This window comes from Stenotrophomonas sp. 112478_Sma (genome assembly GCF_056479905.1).
In genome coordinates, this window is sequence record NZ_CM151072.1 from 4,139,509 (window position 1) to 4,161,937 (window position 22,429).

General features: G+C 68.8%; 20 protein-coding genes. 1 reads left to right on the plus strand and 19 read right to left on the minus strand.

The window, feature by feature from the left end; translation table 11 throughout:
* Positions 1–22: 22 nt before the first annotated feature.
* Positions 23–1,393 (minus strand): magnesium transporter, encoded by a 1,371-nt coding sequence (mgtE, locus tag ACZK08_RS18845; protein ID WP_053518107.1) that lies wholly within the window; start codon positions 1,391–1,393, stop codon positions 23–25.
* A gap of 317 nt (positions 1,394–1,710) precedes the next feature.
* Here mgtE and ACZK08_RS18850 point away from each other — a divergent pair, with 317 nt between their 5' ends.
* On the plus strand, positions 1,711–3,498 hold the full coding sequence (locus ACZK08_RS18850) for a monovalent cation:proton antiporter-2 (CPA2) family protein (RefSeq protein ID WP_065181433.1): 1,788 nt from the start codon (positions 1,711–1,713) through the stop codon (positions 3,496–3,498).
* A gap of 87 nt (positions 3,499–3,585) precedes the next feature.
* On the opposite strand, the gene ACZK08_RS18855 is transcribed toward ACZK08_RS18850, so the two are convergent.
* The 18 genes from ACZK08_RS18855 to ACZK08_RS18940 form a co-directional block, all read right to left on the minus strand.
* Positions 3,586–6,930, minus strand: coding sequence for an ankyrin repeat domain-containing protein (locus tag ACZK08_RS18855; RefSeq protein WP_478452352.1), 3,345 nt, complete (start codon positions 6,928–6,930; stop codon positions 3,586–3,588).
* The gene (locus tag ACZK08_RS18860) at positions 6,923–7,183 is read right to left on the minus strand and encodes a YcgL domain-containing protein (RefSeq protein WP_053518100.1); all 261 of its coding nucleotides are present in this window, start codon (positions 7,181–7,183) and stop codon (positions 6,923–6,925) included. The genes ACZK08_RS18855 and ACZK08_RS18860 overlap by 8 nt, the downstream gene beginning before the upstream one ends.
* 160 nt (positions 7,184–7,343) lie before the next feature.
* Positions 7,344–7,784 carry a hypothetical protein gene (locus tag ACZK08_RS18865; protein ID WP_053518098.1) on the minus strand — a complete coding sequence of 147 codons (441 nt, stop codon included), beginning with the start codon at positions 7,782–7,784 and terminating at the stop codon, positions 7,344–7,346.
* Positions 7,785–7,839: 55 nt separating this feature from the next.
* Positions 7,840–9,078, minus strand: coding sequence for a beta-ketoacyl-ACP synthase (locus tag ACZK08_RS18870; RefSeq protein WP_065181431.1), 1,239 nt, complete (start codon positions 9,076–9,078; stop codon positions 7,840–7,842).
* A complete protein-coding gene (locus ACZK08_RS18875) occupies positions 9,078–9,809 on the minus strand; it encodes a 3-ketoacyl-ACP reductase FabG2 (RefSeq protein ID WP_065181430.1) in 732 nt (243 codons plus the stop codon). The genes ACZK08_RS18870 and ACZK08_RS18875 overlap by 1 nt, the downstream gene beginning before the upstream one ends.
* Positions 9,806–10,261 (minus strand): hotdog family protein, encoded by a 456-nt coding sequence (locus ACZK08_RS18880; RefSeq protein WP_065174277.1) that lies wholly within the window; start codon positions 10,259–10,261, stop codon positions 9,806–9,808. Before ACZK08_RS18880 ends, ACZK08_RS18875 begins: the two co-directional genes overlap by 4 nt.
* Positions 10,258–11,442: a beta-ketoacyl-[acyl-carrier-protein] synthase family protein gene (locus tag ACZK08_RS18885; protein ID WP_065181429.1), complete on the minus strand. Its 1,185-nt coding sequence runs from the start codon at positions 11,440–11,442 to the stop codon at positions 10,258–10,260. The genes ACZK08_RS18880 and ACZK08_RS18885 overlap by 4 nt, the downstream gene beginning before the upstream one ends.
* Positions 11,439–11,984 carry a DUF3261 domain-containing protein gene (locus ACZK08_RS18890; RefSeq protein WP_227255475.1) on the minus strand — a complete coding sequence of 182 codons (546 nt, stop codon included), beginning with the start codon at positions 11,982–11,984 and terminating at the stop codon, positions 11,439–11,441. Before ACZK08_RS18890 ends, ACZK08_RS18885 begins: the two co-directional genes overlap by 4 nt.
* Positions 11,984–13,234, minus strand: coding sequence for an NAD(P)/FAD-dependent oxidoreductase (locus ACZK08_RS18895; RefSeq protein WP_065181428.1), 1,251 nt, complete (start codon positions 13,232–13,234; stop codon positions 11,984–11,986). The genes ACZK08_RS18890 and ACZK08_RS18895 overlap by 1 nt, the downstream gene beginning before the upstream one ends.
* Positions 13,235–13,286: 52 nt before the next feature.
* Positions 13,287–15,641 carry an MMPL family transporter gene (locus ACZK08_RS18900; RefSeq protein ID WP_065181427.1) on the minus strand — a complete coding sequence of 785 codons (2,355 nt, stop codon included), beginning with the start codon at positions 15,639–15,641 and terminating at the stop codon, positions 13,287–13,289.
* Positions 15,634–16,263 (minus strand): outer membrane lipoprotein carrier protein LolA, encoded by a 630-nt coding sequence (locus ACZK08_RS18905; protein ID WP_065181426.1) that lies wholly within the window; start codon positions 16,261–16,263, stop codon positions 15,634–15,636. The genes ACZK08_RS18900 and ACZK08_RS18905 overlap by 8 nt, the downstream gene beginning before the upstream one ends.
* Complete coding sequence (locus tag ACZK08_RS18910) at positions 16,260–16,676, minus strand: acyl-CoA thioesterase (protein ID WP_414488004.1); 417 nt, start codon at positions 16,674–16,676, stop codon at positions 16,260–16,262. Before ACZK08_RS18910 ends, ACZK08_RS18905 begins: the two co-directional genes overlap by 4 nt.
* A complete protein-coding gene (locus ACZK08_RS18915) occupies positions 16,669–18,219 on the minus strand; it encodes an HAL/PAL/TAL family ammonia-lyase (RefSeq protein WP_065181425.1) in 1,551 nt (516 codons plus the stop codon). The genes ACZK08_RS18910 and ACZK08_RS18915 overlap by 8 nt, the downstream gene beginning before the upstream one ends.
* Complete coding sequence (locus ACZK08_RS18920; protein ID WP_065181424.1) at positions 18,209–19,150, minus strand: LpxL/LpxP family acyltransferase; 942 nt, start codon at positions 19,148–19,150, stop codon at positions 18,209–18,211. Before ACZK08_RS18920 ends, ACZK08_RS18915 begins: the two co-directional genes overlap by 11 nt.
* A gap of 1 nt (position 19,151) precedes the next feature.
* Complete coding sequence (locus tag ACZK08_RS18925; RefSeq protein ID WP_053518077.1) at positions 19,152–19,922, minus strand: glycosyltransferase family 2 protein; 771 nt, start codon at positions 19,920–19,922, stop codon at positions 19,152–19,154.
* Entirely contained in the window at positions 19,912–21,597 is a 1,686-nt protein-coding gene (locus ACZK08_RS18930) for an ApeI family dehydratase (protein WP_065181423.1), read from the minus strand. The genes ACZK08_RS18925 and ACZK08_RS18930 overlap by 11 nt, the downstream gene beginning before the upstream one ends.
* Positions 21,590–22,141, minus strand: coding sequence for a COG4648 family protein (locus tag ACZK08_RS18935; protein WP_053518075.1), 552 nt, complete (start codon positions 22,139–22,141; stop codon positions 21,590–21,592). Before ACZK08_RS18935 ends, ACZK08_RS18930 begins: the two co-directional genes overlap by 8 nt.
* A gap of 22 nt (positions 22,142–22,163) precedes the next feature.
* Positions 22,164–22,421 carry an acyl carrier protein gene (locus tag ACZK08_RS18940; protein WP_053518073.1) on the minus strand — a complete coding sequence of 86 codons (258 nt, stop codon included), beginning with the start codon at positions 22,419–22,421 and terminating at the stop codon, positions 22,164–22,166.
* Positions 22,422–22,429: the final 8 nt, after the last annotated feature.

Below are 22,429 nucleotides of genomic sequence, written 5' to 3' on the forward strand. Positions count from 1 at the left end.
CCGCATGCGGGGCGACAGGGCCCTACAGCAGCGTGCCGCGCAGGATCATCGCGGCGATGCTGAAATAGATCACCAGCCCGGTCACGTCGACCAGCGTGGCCACGAACGGGGCGGATGCGCTGGCCGGGTCGAATCCCAGCCGCTTGAGCACGAACGGCAGCATCGAACCCGACAATGACCCGAAGGTGACGATGCCCACCAGCGCCGCACCGATCGTGATCGCCAGCAGCACCCAGTGCTCGCCGTAGTCGTGCAGGCCACCCAGCTGCCAGATGACGATGCGGACGATCGCCAGGGCACCGAGAATGGCACCCAGCACCATGCCGGTCGGAATCTCGCGCAGGGCCACCTTCCACCAGTCGCGCAGGCGCAGCTCGCGCAGCGCCAGGCTGCGGATCAGCAGCGAGGTGGCCTGCGAGCCGGAGTTGCCGCCGGAACTCATGATCAACGGGATGAACAACGTCAGCACCACCGCGCGTGCCAGTTCGTCCTCGTAGTGCTGCATGGCGCTGGCCGTCAGCATCTCGCCCAGGAACAGCACGCTCAGCCAGCCGGCGCGCTTGCGCAGCATCTCCAGGAAGCCGATCTGCATGTACGGCTTGTCCAGCGCTTCCATGCCGCCGAACTTGTGCGCGTCTTCGGTGGATTCCTCGATCAGCGCATCAAGCACGTCGTCCACGGTGACGATGCCCAGCATCCGCTGGCTGGCATCGACCACCGGAATGGCCAGCAGGTCGTGGCGACGGATCAGCCGCGCCACCTCTTCCTGGTCCATCAACGCGTCCACGGTTACTGGCGGATTGACCTGGGCCACCTCGAGGATCGACTCCTCGGGCAGGCCGGTGATCAGGCGGCGCATGGTCACCACCTGCTGCAGACGCTGGCTGGCCGGGTCCAGGACGTAGATCGCGTACACCGTCTCGCGCGTGCGCTCGACCTGGCGGATGTGCTGCAGCGTCTGCGCCACCGTCCAGCTGGCCGGCACGGCGACGTACTCGGTGGTCATCAGCGCACCGGCCGTGTTAGGCGGGTAGCCGAGCAGCGTCTGGATGGCCTGGCGGGCATCGGCGCCCAGCAACGGGATCAGCCGCGCGCGCTCGTCCTCATCCAGTTCGTGAACGATGTCGGTGGCGCGGTCGTCGGCCATCAGCCCGAGCAGCGCAGCGGCCCGCGCCGGCGGCAGCGCGGCCACCAGCTCGCCGCTGCGATGCAGTTCGGGGGCTTCCAGCATCTTCACTGCACGCGGCAGCGGCAGCGCCGCCAGCGTGTCGGCAGCGCGCTGCAGCTCCAGCGTGTTGAGGAACTCCACCGCGTCGGCGGTGTTGTAGTCCGCCAGCGGTGCCGCCAATGCAGCGGCATCGGCCACTGGACGCAGCAATTGCTTCTGGTTCATCGGTTTGCCTTGTGGGGTGCGACCTCGCGCAACGCCAACGCAGGCGAACCGTCCCGATGTCAGGCGGTGGCCATCGCTGGCGTCGAACGAGGTCGACTTCTACTGTCGCTGGACATGGGTTGGGAACTCCGGGATGCGTGTGCCAGCGGCAGGCCGCCAGCGGCGGGCAGTCTGGACCTGCCGGCCGCGCAGGTCAACCCGCAGCGGCCATTGCCGCGCGTGCACGATGCGGCGCGCATAATGTCGCAGCGGCGTCCGCCGCCCCTCTCCTCCCCGCACCCACGTACGGCAGGCCTCTGCGATGACCAGGTATTCCCATGCATAGCGGCGGTCTGGAACTGGCCCTGGTCCTGCTGCTGGCGGCCGTCATCGCGGTGCCGGTGTTCAAGCGCTTCGGCTTCGGCGCGGTACTGGGCTACCTGGCCGCGGGGGTGGTGCTGGGGCCGGATGGGCTGGGCTTCGTGCAGGACGCCGACCGCATCCTCGGTGCGGCCGAGATCGGCGTGGTGATGCTGCTGTTCGTGATCGGGCTGGAACTGTCGCCGGCCCGCCTGAAGGTGATGCGGCGCTCGGTGTTCGGCGCCGGTGCCGCGCAGGTGGCGCTGTCCGGCCTGGTACTGGGCGGCCTGCTGCTGCTGGATCACTTCCAGTGGAAGAGCGCGCTGGTGGTGGGCGTGGCGCTGGCGCTGTCCTCCACGGCCGTGGGCCTGCAGCTGCTGTCCGAGCACAAGGCGATCAACAGCGACCACGGCCGGCTCGGCTTTGCCATCCTGCTGTTCCAGGACCTGATCGCGATCCCGCTGCTGGCGGCCATCCCGCTGCTGGGCGGCGTCAAGAACCAGACGCTGCGTTGGGAGGATGCCGCAGTGGCGCTGGGCGCGCTGGCCGTGGTGATCCTGTGCGGGCGGCCGGTCCTGCGCCGGCTGTTCGGTGTCATCGCCCGTACCCGCAGCCCGGAGGTATTCACCGCCACCGCCCTGCTGGTCGTGCTGGGCACGGCGTGGTTCATGCAGGAGGCCGGCCTGAGCCCCAGCCTGGGTGCGTTCCTGGCCGGCGTGCTGCTGTCCGATTCCGAGTTCCGGCACGAGCTGGAAGCGCAGATCGAGCCGTTCAAGGGCCTGCTGCTGGGCCTGTTCTTCATCGCCGTCGGCATGGGCATCGATCTCGACCGCATCGCCGCCGAGCCGTGGCTGATCGCCGCCGGTGTGGCCATCCTGCTGGTGGTCAAGTTCAGTCTGCTGTATGCCATCGGCCGCATCGCCCGGCTGGGTTCGCGGCAATCGCTGCTGCTGGGCAGCGTGCTGTGGCTGGGCGGCGAGTTCGCCTTCGTGGTCTTCAACGAGGCGCAGCGCGCGCATCTGCTGGGCAACGCCAACCACGACCGGCTGGTGGCCATTGTCGGCCTGTCGATGGCGATCACGCCGCTGCTGATGATCGCCCTGATGCGGCTGCTCGGGCAGGAGAAGGTAGCCCCGCGCGCCGCGGCCGACGCCGACAAGGTCGCGCCGGACAACCGGCCGAAAGTCCTGATTGCCGGCATGGGCCGCGTCGGCCAGGTGATCGCGCGCCTGCTGACCGCACAGAAGGTGCCGTTCGTCGCACTGGAAGCGAACCCGGACACGGTGGCCGACCTGCGTCGCTTCGGCAACCAGCTCTACTATGGCGATCCGACGCGCCCGGAGATGCTGCGCGCCGCCGGTGGTGAACATATCGATGTGTTCGTGATCACCGTGGACGACCCGGAGACCAATCTGCGTGCGGTACGGATGGTGCGGCGCCTGTATCCGGAGGCGAAGGTGCTGGCACGTGCGCGCAACCGCCAGCATGCATGGCGACTGATGGACATGTCGGCCGAACCGTTCCGCGAAGTGTTCGCTACCAGCCTGGAAATGAGCGGTCGCGTGCTGACCGCGCTGGGGGTGGCACCCGATGTTGCCCAACGCCATGTGCAGCGCTTCCGCGAACACGACGAACAGCTGCTGCGCGACCAGTACCTGGTGTACGACGACGAGGCGGCCGTGATCCAGACCTCGCGCGATGCCCGCAACGACCTGATGCATCTGTTCGAGGCCGACGCGGAAAGCGACGGCGACACGCAGCGCTGACGGCGAAAGGGCTGCCGAGCATCGTCGGCATTCCGCATGATCGGGGTCAGAGCCCTTTCCAACGGAAAGGGTTCTGACCCCCGATTCTCAGCCGTTGTCGCGCAGGAACCGGGCCATCGAGGACACGCCCGGTACGCGCGGCTCGAACTCGCCGGCAACGTCGATGAAGCCACGCATCACGGCGATCTCGCGCGGACTGCGGTTCAGGCTGTCCCGCACGTCTGGGTCGGCGCCGGCACGCAGCAGGCGCTGTACCAGCAGCGGCAGGCCGTGCAGCGCCGCCAGGTGCAGCGGGCCGAAACCACGCGGATCGCGCACGTCCAGGCTGACATCCTCTTCCAGCAGACGCTCCACCGCGGCCATCACCACCTGCTCGTCGCAGGCCGTACCCGGCTCGGCGCGCGCTCCCAGCAGCAGCAGCAGCGGTGTGACCGAACCGGCGGCGGCCTGGTCCGGTTCGGCACCGGCCAGCAGCAGCGTGTCCAGCAACGCCAGCAACCGCGGGCGGTCACGTGCGCTGAAGCCGTACAGGGCCGCGCAGTGCAGCGGGCCCAGTTGCTGCGCGTCTCCGGCGTGTACATCGGCACCTGCGGTCAGCAGGCGCGCGACGATGTCCGGCAGGCCCAGCGCGGAGGCCAGCATCAGCACGGTCACTCCCCCCGGCAGCCGGTGTTCGAGCTTGGCACCGGCATCGAGCAGGGCCGACACGATCTCGACCTGGCGCATGCTGACCGCGGCCGACAACGGCGTTGCGCCGCTGGCCGCTGCGTGCTGCGGATCGGCGCCCCGTGCCAGCAGCAGGTCGGTCACCGCCAGATGGCCGCCGCCGGCGGCACGCAGCAGCGCCGTGCAGCCCTGCGCATCCACGGCATCAACGGCGAACCCCAGATCGATCAGGCGACGCACCGCATCGACATCGCCGGCCATCGCCGCAGAGGGCAGGTCGGCATCGCGCAGGGTACGGCGTGGCAGTGGCCACACCCGCCAGTCCAGCCAGTCGGCCAGATCACGACGACCACTCGACAGCGCCACACCCAGGGGGGTCTGGCCATCGGCGGCGCGTGCCTCCGGCGAGGCGCCGTGCTGTACCAGCAGCTTCAGCGCACCTTCCCGGGCCAGCGCGGTCGCCAGGTGCAGGGCGGTCATGCCATGGCTGTCGCGCGCCTCACGGTCGACACCAGTCTTGAGCAGGGCCTGCTGCAGGCGCAGCCAGCCCAGGCGCACCGCCAACGACAGCGGCGGATCGCCTGCCGGCGATGCGGCGAACGGATCAGCACCCCGCTCCAGCAGTTCCAGCGCCAGCTGTTCCAGTCCGCGGGCCGCCTGATCGTGCTGCGCGCAGGCGGCCAGGAAACGGGCCAGGCCGCCGCGGCCAGCCGGCGACAGGCCATGCTGCAGCATGACCTGCAGCGCCGGCACCGCATCGACGCCGCGCGACAGCAGCGCGAACATCGGCGTGTCGGCGCAGGCATCACGCACATAGGGGTCGGCACCATGGGCCAGCAGCCAATCCACGGCACGCGGCTCCAGCGCCAGCTCCGGATCCAGCAGCAGGCTGCCCAGCTCCTGCGGCTGGCACAGCCTGGCCAGGGCGGCCATGCCATCGGTGTTGCCGAAGCCCAGTGCTTCGCGCAGCAGGGTCAGCGGCGGTCGATCAGGCAGCAGGCCACTGGCGCTGGCGGCCTCACCGCGCTCGGCCAGGCCATCGCTGACCGCCGCAGGCAGCGGATAGGACGGATCAAGCAGCGCGACGATGGCCCAGCGACCGGCTTCGGCCGCGTAGTCGACCGCACGCCGACCGACCGGATCGGCCGCATCGGCGGTGATGCCCAGTTCGACCAGGCGCTTGACCAGCAAGGGCGAAACCGTATCGGCCATGGCCGCCAGCTGCACCGCGTTGCGGCCCTCGCCATCGACAGCCACCAGGTCAGGCTTGTGCGGCAGGAGGTGTTCGATGACGGCGGCGCGACCGGCACGCGCGGCCTCCAGCCACGGCGTGCGACCGAGCGCGTCGCGTGCTTCCAGGTTTGCACCGGCAGCGAGCAGCACGCCGATGATTTCAACGTGGCCGGCCAGGGCCGCTTCGTGCAGTGCGCTGCGACGCTGGCGGTCGCGCGCATCCGCACGCGCCTTGTGCTTGAGCAGCAGCTGCACGCCGGCCGGATCATCGTCTTCGGTGGCGGCTGCGGCGAGCAGGACCGGCGTGCCGTCCGCCGGCTCGGTGCGGGCACCGCGTTCGAGCAGGAAGCGGGCCAGGCGCCAGTTGCCTACCTGGCAGGCCACGGCCAGCGGGGACCAGCCCTCGTGGTTGAGTGCATCCACTTCGGCCGCGGCATCGCGCAGCAGCGCGGCAACGCCGGGGTCGGAGCTTCGAGCCGCGTGGTGCAACGGCGTGTTGCCCTCGCTGTCGGTAGCGCGAGAATCGGCGCCATTGGCCAGCAGGGTCATCACGGCTTCGGGGCGACCATGCCAGCTGTCGCGGGTGGCGGCCAGCAGCGGCGTCATGCCCCGGTGCGGCGCGTTCACATCGACCCCGCGGGCAATCAGTTCACGCAGCAGGCGCAGGTCCGGCAACACCGCCGCCAGCACCGCCAGGCTGCGCTGATCACGCCAGTTCGGGTCCGGCAACGCGTGCGGGTCCGCGCCGGCCTGCAGCAGCTGCAGCGCCCGGTCGATGCGACCGTGGCGCGCCGCTTCATGCAGCGCAGGCGTCAGTTCCTGCGGGGCCATCGCCTCCAGCGGCGTGGTCTCGCTGGCAGCGGGGAACAGCGGCGCGTGCGCCGCACCGGCATCGGCCAGCGGGCCCGGGTTCACGCGCAGCGACACCAGTGGCGCCGGTGCGACCCGCTGCAGCAGCAGATGCAGCAACGGCGACCCCAGCAGCACGGTCAACGTGGCGGGCCAGCGCGCGCTTTCCGGCAGCAGCCCTGGCCATGCCGGCAACACCACCAGTGCGGCCAGCGCGATCACCAGCGCGGCCACGACAAGGCCACGCCAGGCGGTGAGGTCACGGCCGGCCAACGCCTGCCAGTGCTGCACCAGGCTGCCATCCAGCCGCTCGACATCATTCCACAGCGGCCACGTACGCCAGGCCGCCAGCAAACCGGCACTGACCAGCACGCTCAGCCCGAGCACCGCCGCGAGGCTGCCGCTGTCGCGCAGTGCCGCCAGCGGCCAGGCCAGCAGCAGGGCCAGCAGTACCGGCGCGGCGGTCCACAGCGCCAGCAGGGCCGGCAGGTCCTGCTGCGCGATCAACTTCGGCGGCAGTACCGCACGGCTGCGCCGCCACCACGAAATGCCCAGGGCATACGCCGGCTGCGCCAGCGCAGCAAGCACCGCCCCCGGCAGGCCGCCGACGGCGGCACCCAGCGCCAGCAGGGCACCCAGGACGAAGGCGATCGACAGGGCGCGCGGACGGGAAAGCTCAGTCATTGTGGCGCGGCATCATGCTGGTCACCGACGGCGGCACCTGCAGGTAGAACCCGCGTTCGCTCATTTCGCTGCGCACCTTGGCCGGATCGGCCTGGGCGAGGCGGCGCTGCGGCTCCAGGGCCACGTCCAGGACGAAGGTGAGCGTGCCCAGCGACGCCACCAGCGGCGCAGGCAGCGCGCTGAAGTCATCGCGTCGGGGAACGTAGACGAAGGTGTCCGGCTTGAGTTGGCTTTTATAGACGTAGGCGTGCATGTCCACGGGACGATAACCCGGGAAGAGCCCTGATTGTGTCGGAAAGCCGACACCGGGGAAAGCCGTCGGCCGACGATGCCGGCAGGATCGACGGCGTTTCCCCGGCGGGGTTCAGCAATGTGGCGGCGGCGTTCAGCCTCGGCCGCCGCCACACGGATGCTTACTTGACCTTGGCGTAGGTGCCCTTCAGGGCGACGCCGGCCACGAACGTGCCCGCCCAGCACTCGTAGTTGCTCGCGCTCCTGAACTCGTTCTTCTTGTAGTAGCTGACGATGTCGACCACCGCATTGGCGCCACGCGAGCGGGCGCCGTCCTGCAGTGCGCGCAGCGCCGACAGCGCCACCCAGCGGCAGGCTTCGGCATCGCTCTTGTTGGCGGCGTTGGTCTTCCGGTTGGTGACGTCTTCACCCAGACGCTGCTGCACGCTGACCGGCTGCCCGGCCAGATAGAAGCGCACGCTGCCATCGATGCCGGCATCGCGGGCGGCCTGCGAGCTGACAAGTTCCTGCAGGGACTGCTCCACTCGGGTGTCACGGGCGGAAGCCGTGGCAGTCACAGCCAGCAGAAGGGTGGCACTGGCGATCATCAGGGTGCGGCGCATCGAAACATCTCCTTGTCCGGGGTGCGTTGGGGGTGGTGCGGATGGGGTGCGGGGGTCATTCGCTCCAGCGGCGGAATACCAGCGAGGTATTGATGCCGCCGAAGGCGAAGTTGTTGCTCATCACGTACTCGGCCTGCAGATCGCGGCCGTGCCCGGTGATGAAGTCCAGCTGGCCGCAGCGCGGATCGACCTCGGCCAGGTTGAGGGTCGGCGCGAACCAGCCGGCACGCATCATCTCGATGCTCAGCCAGGCTTCGAACGCTCCGCACGCGCCGAGCATGTGCCCGACGTAGCTCTTCAGCGAGCTGATCGGTACGCGGCTGCCGAACACCTGCGCGGTGGCCTGTGTCTCGGCGATGTCGCCGTGATCGGTGGCGGTGCCGTGGGCGTTGACGTAGTCGATCCGCGTCGCGTCGAGCCCGGCGTCCTCCAGGGCCAGGCGCATGGCCTGGGCCATGGTGTCGGCGCTGGGCTGGGTGACGTGCTGGCCGTCGCTGTTGGTTCCGTAGCCGACCACCTCGGCAAGGATGGACGCACCGCGTGCGAGGGCGTGCTCCATGTCCTCCAGGATCAGCGTGCAGGCGCCCTCGCCCAGTACCAGGCCGTCGCGGCCTGCATCGAAGGGCCGCGGCGTCGACTGCGGCGCATCGTTGCGCACGCTGGTGGCGAACAGGGTGTCGAACACCGCTGCAGCGGTGGCGTCGAGCTGCTCGGCACCGCCGGCCACCATCACCGTCTGCTTGCCGCTGCGGATGGCTTCATACGCCGCTCCGACGCCCTGGCTGCCTGACGTGCAGGCGCTGGAGGTGGTGTAGACACGCCCGGACAGGCCGAAGAACACGCCGATGTTGACCGGCGCGGTATGGCTCATCATTTTCAGGTACGTGGTGGCACTGATGCCATCGGTGGTGAACTCGTTGAGCATGCGGCCGAACTCGCCGGTCGCTTCGTGGCTGCCGGAGGACGAACCGTAGGCCACGCCGGTGCGGCCGCTGCGCAGCACCGGATGCTCATGCAGGCCGGCCTCGCGCAGGGCCATCTCGGTGGCGCGCACCGACATGATCGCGACCTTGCCCATCGAGCGGGTGGTCTTGCGGTTGTAGTTCGGCGGCAGCGTGAAGTCCTGCGCGGGCGCGGCCAGCTTGGTGTTCAGGCCCGCGTAGACGTCCCATTCCGGCATGGTGCGCACTGCGTTGCGGCAGCTGCGCAGGTGCGCGTGGATGGTGGGCCAGTCGTGGCCAAGCGGACTGATGGCAGCGGCACCGGTCACCACCACGCGACGATCAGCGGCCATCAGAGCATGCCCCCGTTGACCGAGATCACCTGCCGGGTGATGTAGCCGGCCGGCTCGGACAGCAGGAACGCGACCGTTGCGGCCACCTCATCGGGATGCCCGACGCGGCCGGCCGGAATCAGCTTCAGGGCGTGTTCGACCACTTCATCGTTGAGCATTTCGGTCTCGATCAGGCCCGGGGCCACGCAGTTGACGGTGATCTGCCGGCTCGCCAGCTCCAGCGCCAGCGCCTTGGTGGCACCGATGATGCCGGCCTTGGCCGCGCTGTAGTTGACCTGGCCGCGGTTGCCGGCCAGCCCGGACACCGACGACAGGGTGACGATGCGACCGGGCCGGCGCCGCCGCACCATCGGCATGATGAGCGGATGCAGCACGTTGTAGAAGCCGTCCAGGTTGGTGTGGATGACCTGGTCCCAGTCTTCGGACGACAACGCAGGAAATGCGCCGTCGCGGGCGATGCCGGCATTGCACACCACGCCGTAGTACGCACCGTGCGCCTCGACGTCGGCCTCCAATGCGCCGCGTGCGGCATCCCGGTCGGCCACATCGAACGCCAGCACGCGGGCCTGCCGGCCCAGTGCCTGGATTTCGTCCACCACTGCCTTTGCCTCGTCCACGCGGCTGCGGCAGTGCACGGCTACGTCGAACCCATCGCGCGCGACGCGCAGCGCGATGGCCCGGCCGATGCCCCGGCTGGCGCCGGTGACCAGCACGCTCCGATTCCCTGTCATGCCTGTCCACTCTCCAGATAGGCCATCGCGTCGGCAGGTTCGTACACCGACACGTTGGCGGTCGCCCATTCTTCGTCGCCTGCCAGGATCCGGCAGGCGAACATCCCCAGTCCATTGTCGCCCAACAGCTCGCAGCGCGCCTGTACGCGAAGGCGGCTGCCCACCGGAAAACCGCTGCGCTGGCTGCCATAACGGCGACTGCCCAGCAGGAATCCGAGCTGCGGCCGGTTGCCGGCAGCGCGTGCACGGCAGCCGGCCCAGGCCGCGATGGCCTGCGCCATGTATTCGATGCCGATCCAGGCCGGCACCTGCCCATCCTCGACGAACAGCCCGCTCGCCGGCACGACCAACTCGGCCTCGATGCCGTCCTCGTCCCAGTGCACGATGCGCTCCAGCAGGCACATGTCCTGCCGGTGGGGCACCACGTCTTCAATGGCATACACCGTATTCATCCACGCTCCAGTGCCAGCACGGCGTTGCTGCCGCCGAAGGCGAACGAGTTGCTCAGCACGCGCCGGGGCGGCTGCGCCAGGCAGGTGGCCGGCGCCACCAGCGGCAACGGCGGCAGCGCCGGATCAGCGATGCCATCCCACCAGTGCGGTGGCAGCTGCTGCCGGCAGTTCTCGGCAAGCACGATCCAGCACAGCGCCGCCTCGATCGCCCCCGACGCGCCCAGGGTGTGGCCGGTGAGTGGCTTGGTGGAACTGCAGGGAACGTCATTGCCCAGTACCTGCGCCACCGCCAGGCTTTCCATCGCATCGTTGTGGCCGGTGGCAGTGCCGTGCAGGTTCACGTAGTCGACATCGGCGGGCGACCAGCCGGCACGATGCAGCGCCTGCTGCAGGGCGTCGATGGCGCCAAGGGCCTGCGGATCCGGCGCCGACATGTGATGTGCATCGGCGGACTCGCCCCATCCGGCCAGGCATACCGGGCCAGGTTCGCGGGTCAGCAGGAACAGCGCAGCGCCCTCGCCGATGTTGATCCCGGCACGATGCTGGGAGAACGGATTGCAGCGCACTGCCGAGACCGATTCGAGCGCATTGAAGCCTGCCACGGTGAAGCGGCACAGCGAGTCGGCACCCCCGGCGATGACCGCATCGACGGTGCCGGCACGCAGCATCCGCGCGGCCGACATCAGCGCCTTGGCACTGGACGAACAGGCAGTGGACAGGGTCCACGCCGGGCCCTGCGCGCCGCTGCGCTGACGCACGAACTGCGCGGTGGTGCCCATTTCCTGCTGTGCGTAATCGAAACCTTCAGGACAGCAGCCCTGCTCCGCATGGGTCCGCAGTGCCTGCTCCGATTCGCCGATGCCGGAGGTGCTGGTGCCCAGCACCACGGCCACCCGATCGGCGCCATGGCGTGCAATGACCGCGCTCACCGCAGGCGCGATCTGCGCCAGTGCGACCTCCAGCAATGCATTGTTGCGCCCGCGCAGGGACACCGGCAGGTCTTCCAGCGTCGGCAGTGGCGTGCGCACTTCACCCAGCGCCAGGGTACGCCCCGGCAGCAGGCGGTCGTTGTCGCTCAGGCCGCCCGGAGCATCGGCGAACATCGCCGATGCCACGGCGCCGCGGCCTTCGCCCAGCGCGCAGACCAGGCCGAGGTCGTTCAGGTAGATCGGTGTGTTCATCGCGCCTGCCCGGCCATGTCGATCGATTCGATGCGCAGGGCGTAACCCTCGGCACGGTTCTCCAGCTGGACGCTGCCATCGTCCAGGCGCCGCAGCTGCAGCCAGACCGTACCGCTGCGGGACAGGCTGCGCTGGCGGCCGTCATCGCTGACCTCCCAGCCCGCCGGCAATGCCGCAGCGATCGCCGCGGTCGGCCACAACGCGAACTGCAGGTCATCCAGTACGCGTTCGGCACGCACCTGCGGCGGCAGCCACGGCGCACGCTGCTGGGTCAGTTGCCGGCCATCCCACTGCAGGCGCACGCCGGTCTGGCCCATGGCCTGCACCGCCAGCCGCACCTGCTGTGCGTCGGCTTCGAGCAGCGCATCGAGATCGCGCTCATGGCTGCCGAACCGGAAATGCAGCTGCTGCTGCAGTGCCAGCGGCGCTGGCAGGCTGGCCGGCGACAGCCGCAGCGGTGGCAGCTGCACCTGCGGGCGTGGCATGCGCCCGGCACAGGCGACCAGCAGCAGGCACAGCAGCACTGCAGCGGAAAGGGCCATCAGGCGCCGCACAGTTCCTCCAGCACGCGCATGCGACGGCCGCTGGGGTCGGCCACGTAGGGGTTGTTGGTGTCCCAGGCGTATCCGGCCAGGATGGAACTGATCATGTCGCGCACGTCCGGCTGCGGGTCGGGGTGGTAGATGATCTTCTGGAAGCCGCCCTGGTACCAGCTTTCGACGAAACGACGGAAGGTTTTCACGCCGGCACGCAGCGGAACGGAGAACTCGGCCTCCCAGTCCACAGCCTGCCCGGCATAACGGCGCGCCAGGCACTCACTGGCCAGCTGCGCCGATTTGAAGGCAATGGTCACGCCCGAGGAGAACACCGGGTCGAGGAACTCGCCAGCGTTGCCAAGCAGCGCATAGCCCGGGCCCCACAGCGAACGGACATTGGCCGAATAGCCCGTGATGCGGCGGACCGGCAGCACCGCCCATTCGGCATTGGCCAGCAGGCGGGTCAGGTTCGGATCCTCGCCGACGATGGCCTGCAGCTTCTGCAGGTCGTCGCCTTCGTAGCGATCGAAGAACGAGGGTTCGGCCACCACCCCCAGCGAGCAGCAGCCGTTGGAGAACGGGATCGTCCAGTACCAGACGTCGATGTGCTCGGGGTGGGTCGTGATGAGGATCTTGTTGCGGTCGAAGTCCGCTTCGGCCGGAATGTTGTCACGCACGTGGCAGAAGATCGCACCACGCACCGGGAAGTTGGAGGGTGACTCCAGATCCAGCAGGCGTGGCAGCAACCGCGCGAAGCCGGAGGCGTCGAGGATGAAATCGGCCTCGATGCGGTACTCACTGCCATCGGGACGGCGCACGTTGACGGCAGGCTGCTCGCCCGGCTCGACCGACAGCACCTCGTCGCCGAAACGCAGCGTGGTACCCATCCGCTCGGCGCCCCGCGCCAGCACGTTGTCGAAGTCGGCGCGCTGCACCTGGTAGGTGGTGCCCCAGCCGGGCGAGAACTTCTTCCTGAAGTCGAATGCGGTACGCGCCTGGCCATGCACGAAGGCCGCGCCATTTTTGTGCTGGAAGCCGGCTTCGACCACATCCTGCAACAGGCCTGCCGCTTCGATGTACTCCATGCTCTGCGGCAGCAGGCTTTCACCGATCGAGAAACGCGGGAACTGCTGGCGTTCGATCATCAACACCTGGCGACCCTGCCGGCGCAGCATCGCAGCAGCAACGGAACCGGCCGGTCCGGCGCCGATGATCAGGATTTCGGTGCGTTCCACAGCATCCACAGCAGTACTCATCGGGGCGTCCTTGTTGCTCGATAGAGGGAGAGAAGAAGAGCCGAAGGCGGACTCAGGCCGCCGGCAGATCATGCGGCGGCGGCCGGAACAGCGGCGAGATCAGCCAGACCAGCCCGATACCGAACAGCAGGGTCAGGCCGAACGCGCGCAGCGCCGGAGTCTGCGACAGGCCCAACAGGCCGAACGACAGCCAGGTACTGGCCGCACCCACGCACACCGCCAGCCATGCACTGGCGTCGCCACGATGCTCGATCAGGAAGATGCCATAGTCGATGCCCATGCCCAACAGCAGCATCAGCGCCAGCACGTTGAACAGCTGCAGCGGCTGGCCGAACAGGCCCAGCAGGCCCAGGGTCAGCGCACCGGCGATCAGGGTCGGGGCGAACACGCGCCAGGCCTGGCGGCGATAGCGCAGCCACAGCGCGCCGAACACCAATGCGATGCCGACCAGCAGCAGCCCGCCCATCAGCTTGCGGTAGTGGCCCAGCAGCGTGGAGAAATCGGAGGTTCGGTCTACCCAGCGCACGCCGGGCAGGCCTTCGGCGGCACGTTCCAGCGTGGCCAGAGCATCGGCACGCGACAGGTCATCGACCATCACCACGCTGATCATCTGCCCACCGACCTTACCCACCCACAGGTGGCGGAACGGCTGCGAGGCTGGCGAGGCCAGGAAGGCGTCGGCGGTGAGCGGCGCTGCGGCAAACTGCGGTCGCAGCAGCGGCTCGCCCACGGCTTCGGACACAGCCGACAGCACGCCGGGCTCCACCTTCGCGGTCAGCGCAGCATCGGCCTGCTGCCGGGCCGGTGATGGCAGCCAGTCACTGATCGCGCGGTAGCCACCAATGCGCTTGTCATCGGCCAGTACACGCAAGCGTTCGGTCAACGCCTCTTCGCGCTGCAACAGCTGGGCGGCATCGCTGCCCTGCACCAGGTAGAACTGTGCCGGGCTGGGCATGCCCAGCAGCTGGCTCAGGCGGATCTGCTGGGCCATCAGCGCCGGTGGAGACGACTGCAGGCTGCGCAGGTCGTCGTTGCTCTGCAGGCGCGCGATGCCCACCGCGGACAGCGCCAGCGCCGCCACCACGAAGATCGCCACCGGGCGCCGGCCGTGCAGGCGCGGGAAACGTTCCAGCGTATTGCCCAGCCAGTGCGAGAAGCGGGTCTGGCGGATCTCGCCACCGTCGAGCCACGGGAACCAGAAGATCACCGTGAGGAACGCTGCTGCCAGGCCCACCACCGAGAACAGCGCCATCTGGCGAAGGCCCGGGAACGGGGCCAGGCCCAACGCGAGGTAGGCCAGCGCACTGGTCAACAGCGCCAGCCACAGGCCGGGCAGCAGATGCCGCAGCAGCTTCCAGCGACGGTCGGCCGGTTCGGCCTGGCGCGACGCAAACCAGTGGATGCCGTAGTCCTCCGCTACACCCACCAGCGATGCACCGAACACCAGGGTCAGCACATGCACTTTGCCGAACACCAGCACGGTCACCGCCAGCGCCACGCCGCAACCGATCAGCAGCGACGCGGCCACCAGCAGGATCGGCCGCAGCGAACGGAACGCCAGCCACACCAGCAGCAGTACCGCGGCCAGCGAGCCCCAACCGATGGTGTTGATCTCGCGATTGGCCTGCACCGCAGCGGCTTCGGCGTGCAGCGGCACGCCGGCATGCAGGATTTCCAGCTCGGGCGCTGCGGCCCTGGCCGCCTTCCCGGCCCGCTCCAGCAGGCCATCAAGATGGCGCTCGCCATCAAGCTGGAACGCCGAACCCGGCGTATCGAACTGCAGCGCCGCCCAATGCTTGCCCTCGGCTTCAAGCAGGCCATCATCACCCAGCCGCAAGCCCGAACCCTGCGCCTGCTGTTGCCACCACTGCGGCCACAACGACAGCGGATCCTGCCGCCATTCGGTGAGCCGCGGCGCACCCATCGGCCCGTACAGCGCGGCGAGTGCCTGTTCGGCCAGCGCACCGGTTTCCGTGCTCTGCAGCTGGTCACGCTGTGCCGGGGTCAGCAGGCGGTCGCGATACGGCGCGTAGAACGCACGCGCCTCGTCGAACCAGCCTTCAATGGACCCACTGGGCACCAGCAAAGCGCTCTCGGCATCTCCAGCCATGGCCGCAGCGAACGCGGCCTGCGCCCGCTTGGCGGCGGCGCCGTCCTGGCTGCCGAGCAGCACCACCACCTGCCGCGAACTGCCATCGGCGATGCGCCGGGTGACATCGCTCAACAGGCGGTCATGCGCATCCTGCGGCAACAGCGCGAGGATGTCGGTATCGATCCGCGGCTCCTGGCTCCACAGGCGCCACTGCTGCACGCCCAGTACCAGCAGCAACACCAGCCAGGCGATGCCCAGCCAATGCCACCAACGCCGCAACCGGTCCGGTGCGTTCAACGCCACGGCGTCACTCAAAGCGGCGCGCCTCGTCGGGGTTCAGCGTGGCGGGGGCTTCACTCAACGCGCTGAACTGGATCTGCGTGCGGTCCTTGTTCGCCTCGACGATCTCGACCTGGCGCACATAGCGGTCACCCTGCAGCGTCAGCGACTCGAAGGCCTTGGCCAGCATCGCCGACTTCGGTGTCAAACGCAGGCGCCAGCCCTGCCCTTCACGGCTGGCCGCCACGTTGAACTGGCCGGAGAGTGCCTGCACGTCGCCACTCATCAGCGCGAACATGATCGCATTCACCGAGCGCATCGCCGGCTGCTGCCGTGCATCGAGTTCAACGCGGGTGCTGCCATCGCGCCGGCGGCTGAGGATGCGGTCGGCGGTGACCACCACCTCGGAGGGGAACGGCGTGAGCGTGGTCCAGATCACACCGTGCTGGCGCGCGACCACGAACCGGCCGTGCGAGCGCAGCGGATTCCTGAAGCCACTGACCTGCTTTTCCTGGCTGAACTGGCCACGCAGCACCTCCGGACGCGCCACCGCCTGGGTGATCGCGTCGACGGCAGGATCGGCCGCCTGTACACGCGGTGCGGCCACCAGCAGCAGCGCGCACAGCAGCACGCCTGGAAGACGGGCGAGCATGTTCATGGCGCGGGCACTCCCAGACGTTCCCACAGTACCGGCGGGCATTGGTACAGCATCTCCTTGCTGGCGGCATCCACCGCGACCTGGATGGTCATGGCCCGGGTGGCCACCTGGCCGCTTTCCGCATCCAGGATCTCGTAGTCGATCTTCAGCCGGTTCTCCCATTCGACGATGCGTGCACGCACCAGCAGCCGCTGGTTGAACAGCAGCGGCCGCACGTATTTCACGCGCGCGTCGACCACCGGCCACAGGTAGCCCGATGCGAGCATCTGCGGGTAGTCGTAGTCGTGGCGCTGCAGCAGCGCACACCGGGCAATCTCCAGATACTTGAAGTAGTTGCCATGCCAGACCACGTTCATCGGATCGCAGTCGTGGAAGGCGGGGCGCAGCTCGATTTCACAGACCAGGTCATTCACCGGAATACAGTTCCCAACGTTGCGCGCGGATCTCCACCAGCAGTTCCCGCAGTTCGCGATCCAGCGCGCGGTCTTCCTCGACCAGCGCGATGCGCTGCCCCAGGTCCACATACATGTCGGCCAGACTGCCATGCAGCTGCGCGTTCAGGCCAACCCGCTCGCGCAGTGCCAGGCCCTGGCGGGCGGCGATCAGCATCGCCGCCACCACCTGTTCAGTCAGTTCGATCACACGCAGGCAGTCGCGCGCGGCGATGGTGCCCATGCTGACCTTGTCCTGGTTGTGGCATTCGGTCGAGCGCGAGAACACACTGGCCGGAAGGGTCTGCTTCAACGCTTCGGCGGTCCACGCCGAGACGCTGATCTGCAGTGCCTTCAGCCCGTGGTTGATTGCTGCCCGCGGGCCGGTAGCCGCCGACAGATTGGCGGGCAGGCCGTGGTTGTATCGCGCATCCACCACCAGCGCCAGCTGCCGGTCGAGCAGGTCGGCAAGGTTGGCCACGGTGTTCTTCAGCGTGTCCATTGCCAGTGCGATATGGCCGCCGTAGAAGTGGCCGCCGTGCAGGATGCGCTCGCCGTCGGCATCGATCAGCGGGTTGTCGTTGGCGCTGTTCAGCTCGGTTTCGATCAGCTGCCGCAGGAAGGGCAGGCTGTCTTCCAGCACGCCGATCACGTGCGGGGCGCACCGCAGCGAGTAACGATCCTGCAGGCGCTGTTCGTTGCGCGGCGGCCGTTCGCTGTGCAGGTCGCGGCGCAGCCGTGCGGCGATGCGGGCCTGGCCCGGATGCGGCTTGGCCGCGAACAGGGTCTCGTCGAAATGGTGCGCGTTGCCGTCGCTGGCCAGCACGTTGAATGCGGTCAGGCGGGTGGCCAGGCGCGCCAGGTAGTCGGCACGCTGCCAGGCCAGGCAGGCCAGGCCGGTCATCACCGCAGTGCCGTTCATGATCGCAAGGCCTTCCTTCGGCCGCAGCTTCAGCGGGACCATGCCGATGCTCGCCAGTACTCCGGCAGCCGGTTGCACGCGGCCATCGTGCAGGACCTCGCGCTCGCCGCACAGCACCGCCGCCACGTATGACAGCGGCGTCAGGTCACCGCTGGCGCCGACCGATCCCTCCGCCGGGATCATCGGCAGCACGTCATGCCGCAACAGTGTGGCCAGGCCTTCCAGCAGGGCTACGCTGACACCGGACATGCCACGCACCAGCGACGCCAGACGCGCAGCCAGCACTGCGCGGGTCTCGGCCGGGTCCAGGTAACGGCCCAGTCCGCAGCCATGGTAGGTGTACAGGTGGTGCGGCAACTCGGCCACCAGCGCCGGCGGGATGTTCACCGTGCACGAATCGCCGTAGCCGGTCGTCACGCCGTAGATCACCCCGTCCTCGCGCAGCAGGCGGTCGAGAAAATCGGCACCGCGCTGGATGTGGGCACGAAAGGCCGGGGCCTCGCTCAGCGCGGCCTCGCACTGGCGATGGGCCAGCGCCACCACGTCTTCGATGGTCAACGGTGCGTCGCCAAAGCGGCACACGGGTACGGCGTCAGTCGTCATGCGGAGCCTGATCCCAGAAGGGGAAGAAATTGAACCAGTCCAGCGGGGACTGGATGACCTGCAGTTCGAGCCACTGCGCGAAACGCTGCGCCTGCCCTGCCAGTGCCGCGTCCCGCGAGCCACGCGGCAGCATGATGCGATCGGCGAACTGCTCGAAGGCGACCCGGTACCCCTGGCCTTCATGCAGGCAGGCCATGGTGTACACCGGGCAGCCCAGTGCCGCCGCCAGCACGTAGGCACCGATGGGGAACGGGGCACGGTGGCCGAGAAAATCCGCGGTGACGCTGCGTCCACCCTGCACTGGCGTGCGGTCGCCGACGATGGCCACGAAGCCACCGGCAGCCACGCGCTCGGACAGCATCATCGCCGTGGCCGGCCCCATCGCGGTGACCTGCACCAGTTCCACCGTTGCCAGCGGGTCCAACCGCTGCAGCAGGCGGTTGAAGCGCTGCGCGTGCGCGGTGTGCACCAGCACGGTGATGCGGAACCCCGGCACCTGTTCGGCCAGCACCTGGCACAACTCCAGGCAGCCGATGTGGGCGGTCAGGATCAGCCCGCCTTCGCGGCGTGCGATCCTGTCCAGCACCAGATCGCGCCGCAGCTGGATGCGCTCGGGCGGATAGCGTCCGCCCAGGCCGAGGATCTTGTCCAGCAGGGTGTCGGCGAACGCGAAGAAATGGCGCAGGCTGTCGCGCCGCGTCGGCTCGCGGCCCAGCGCGCCACTGTGTGCCTGCAAGCGCTGTAGATACTGCAGTGATGCCTGCCGGGCCACGCGGTTGCCCAGCCAGTGGCAGAGCACCACCGGCCACACGCACAGGCGGAACGGCCAGCGCCCGAACCACCGATGCACCCAGCACAGGAACAACACGCCGGCCACCGATGTGGATTCACCGATGTCGGCCCAGTGCGGCGCACCTTGGGGGGCGGCCATCTCAGCCCTGCCCCTGCAGGCGGCGCCAGAGCAGGCGCGGTGCGCGCCGGAGCATGCCAAAGAACAGGCGCGCATGCATGCGGCTGATGCGTACGTTGTCGCGCCACACATCGAAATGCGAGACACCGTCTGCCGGATAGGTCACCCGCGTCGCCAGATGTTCCACCGGCACCTGCCGCCAGTACAGCCGCACCATCACTTCGGTATCGAAATCCATGCGCCGGCCGATGGTCTCTTCGCCCATCAGGCGCAGCACCGGAGGCAGTGGATAGACACGGAAACCGCACATGGTGTCGCGCAGATGCAGCGACAGCGTGTTGATCCAGACCCAGACATGCGTTGCGTAGCGACCGTACAGGCGGGCCTTGGGCACACTGGCGTCGTAGGCGGGAATGCCGCAGATCACCGCGTCCTGCCGCGCACGCGCGGCCGCGATGAAGCGCGGCAGGTCGCCGGTGTCATGCTGGCCGTCGGCATCGATCTGCAGCACGTGGCTGCAGCCCCGCCTTGCGGCCTCGGCGAAGCCCGCCAGCATCGCCCCACCCTTGCCCTGGTTGACCGGCAGACGCAGCAGATCGACCCCTTCACGCTGTGCCAGCGCCTGCAGCACCGAAGCACATGATGCATGCGAGCCATCGTCCACAAGCAGGCAGGGCAGGCCAGCGCGCTGCACGCCATCGACCACCGCGGCGACAGCATGTTCGTGGTCGTAGACGGGAATCACCACCAGTGGCGCGAACGCGGCACCGGCATCGGCCGGATCACTGCGCATCGGCGAAGACCATCCTGCCACTGGCGTGTACGCCATGCACGGAGGCATAGCGGAAGACCAGCACGTTGCGTGCGGTATCCCAGTCCAGATGCAGCGTCAGCTCGTCGCCCGGACGCGCCACATGCTGGAACTTCACCGCATCCATGCGCACGAACCCCTCCGGCATCGCAAAGGCCTGCCGGGCAAAGCGCACCGCCCAGTCCACCTGGGCCACGCCGGGCAGGATCGCGGCCTGCGGGAAATGTCCCTGGAACGGGCGCAGCGCCGGGTCCAGTGTCATGCGCAGGGTAGCGCTGGCCGCCTCGCGCCGATCCCATACCGGCACCGGCATCGACGGCTGGAACAGGGCCACCAGCGCGGCCTGGGTCACCTTGCCCTGCGCATTCACCGGCAGCGTGGGTACCAGCCGCCAGCGGCGCGGACGGGTCACGGCGTCATGGCTCTGTGCCAGGCGCGCGGCCAGCCGCTGGCCCAGCGCGCGGCGCGCGGCATCATCGGCATCAAGCAGTGCCGCATCGGCCGGCACCACCACGGCCGCCAGCTGCTCGCGCTGGCCGGGCAGCACCAGCACGCGCACGTCATCGACGTCCGCGTCGTCGCGCAACGCACGTTCCAGCGCATCGAGCGAAACGCGGCGCTCTTCGATCTTGACGATGCGGTCGGCGCGGCCGAGCAGGCGGAAGCAACCCTCGGCCAGCGCTTCCACCCGATCCTGCGTGCACCACCAGTCGCGGCTCTGCAGATGGGGTGAAGCCACCGCCAGGCAGCCTCCCTCGATTCTCCACTGCACCCCCGGAAGCGGCTGCCAGGGCGGAAGATCGGTATCCCAGCGACGCCAGGCGATGCCGCCGGTCTCGCTGCTGCCGTAGACCTCGGTCGGTGCGACTGCCATCCATTGCCGCACCTGCCGCGCTGCCTCTTCCGGCAGCGGGCCGCCAGAGGAGAACACAGCGCGCAGGTGGCCCTGCAGGCTGGCCCAATCCAGCTGCGCAGGCAGGCGCTTGAGGTGCGCCGGGGTCGCCACCAGCACCGTCTGCGTGCCCGCCAGCGCAGCGACCAGATCCTCATGGAAGAACCGCCGCGGATGGATCAGGCGACCGGCGGCCAGCGGCCACAGCACGCGGAACAGCAGGCCGTAGATGTGCTGGTGCGACACCGTGCCATGCACCTGCGCGCCTTCCAGCTGTGCGCCGAACGCGGCCTGCAACGCATCGACCTCGCGCGCCAGCTGGTCCAGGCGCTTGTCGATCGCAGTGGGTTCGCCGGTGCTGCCCGACGTGAACACGCACAGCTCGCAGGCATGCTCGTCCAACGCATCCAGCTCGACCTGCGCACCGGCGGCCGCCATCATCAGTGGCCGGTAATCACGGGAAACGTCACCGGCAAAACCGCTCACCTGCGGCTGCAGGGCCTGCAGCGTGGCGGGCAGGTTGTCGGCGGCCAGGAACACCCGCTTGCCGGCGTGCCAGGCACCGAACAGCGCCTCGGCGAACGACACGGCATCATCGAAGTACAGCGCCCAGTCACGGCCGTCAGTGGCGGCAAACGCCGTACGCCAGGCCAGTACGCGCTGACGGAATTGCTGATGGTCGACCACTTCGCCATCGCGGATGCCGACAGCACGCTGCGGCCGCGCATCCCGCAGCAGCCGGTCCAGGGCAATCCACTCAGCCATGGGCGTGCGCCGCCTTCACCCGTCGCCGCACCAGCCATTCGCCTGCGAACAATACGCCCATCATCACGTACGCCAACAATCCGTTGTAGAGCATCCAGACCCGATCCGATGCGTACAGCGCGGTGAGCAGGGCCAGACTGCCGTTGAGAACGAAGAAGCCGCACCACACCTGGGTGACGCGGCGGGTATAGGCCACCGCGAACGGTGGCAGGTCCGGCTCCTGCAGCCGCGCCAGGCGCTCCACCAGCGGCGGCCCGAACCGCAGGCTGATGGCGAACACGCACAGCATCACCACGTTCACCAGCGCCGGGTACAGCTTCAGCGGCAGCGCCTGGTTGAGCACGGTGGCCAGCACCGCCAGCAGTCCGGTACCGGCTGCAGCAGCCCACCACAGCGGCTGGCGCGTGCTCAGGGCACGCAGCAATGCCAGGGTGAACAGCAGCAGTGCCAGCCAGCGCGGCTCGAAGCGGCCCATCGCCAGGTAGACGAGCAGCGGGTAGGCCAGCGAAATCGCCGCCACCACGACCGTACGCGCGCGTGCCAAGGCGGAGCCGCCCGCGCTGCGGTCAGGCTGCTGCCTGGTCCGGCAGCAGCCGGTGCACGACATCCACGATGTCCTGCACGGTGCGCACGGCCTTGAACGCTTCCGGCTGCAGGTTGCGGCCGAGCAGCGGCTTGAGCTGCACGATCAGGTCGACCGCATCGATGCTGTCGATGTCCAGGTCGTCATAGAGACGTGCCTCGGGGGTGATCCGGGCCGGTTCGATCTCGAAGCTGTCGGTCAGGATGTTGACGATGCGTTCGAACAGTTCATTCTTGGTCATGGCAGCTC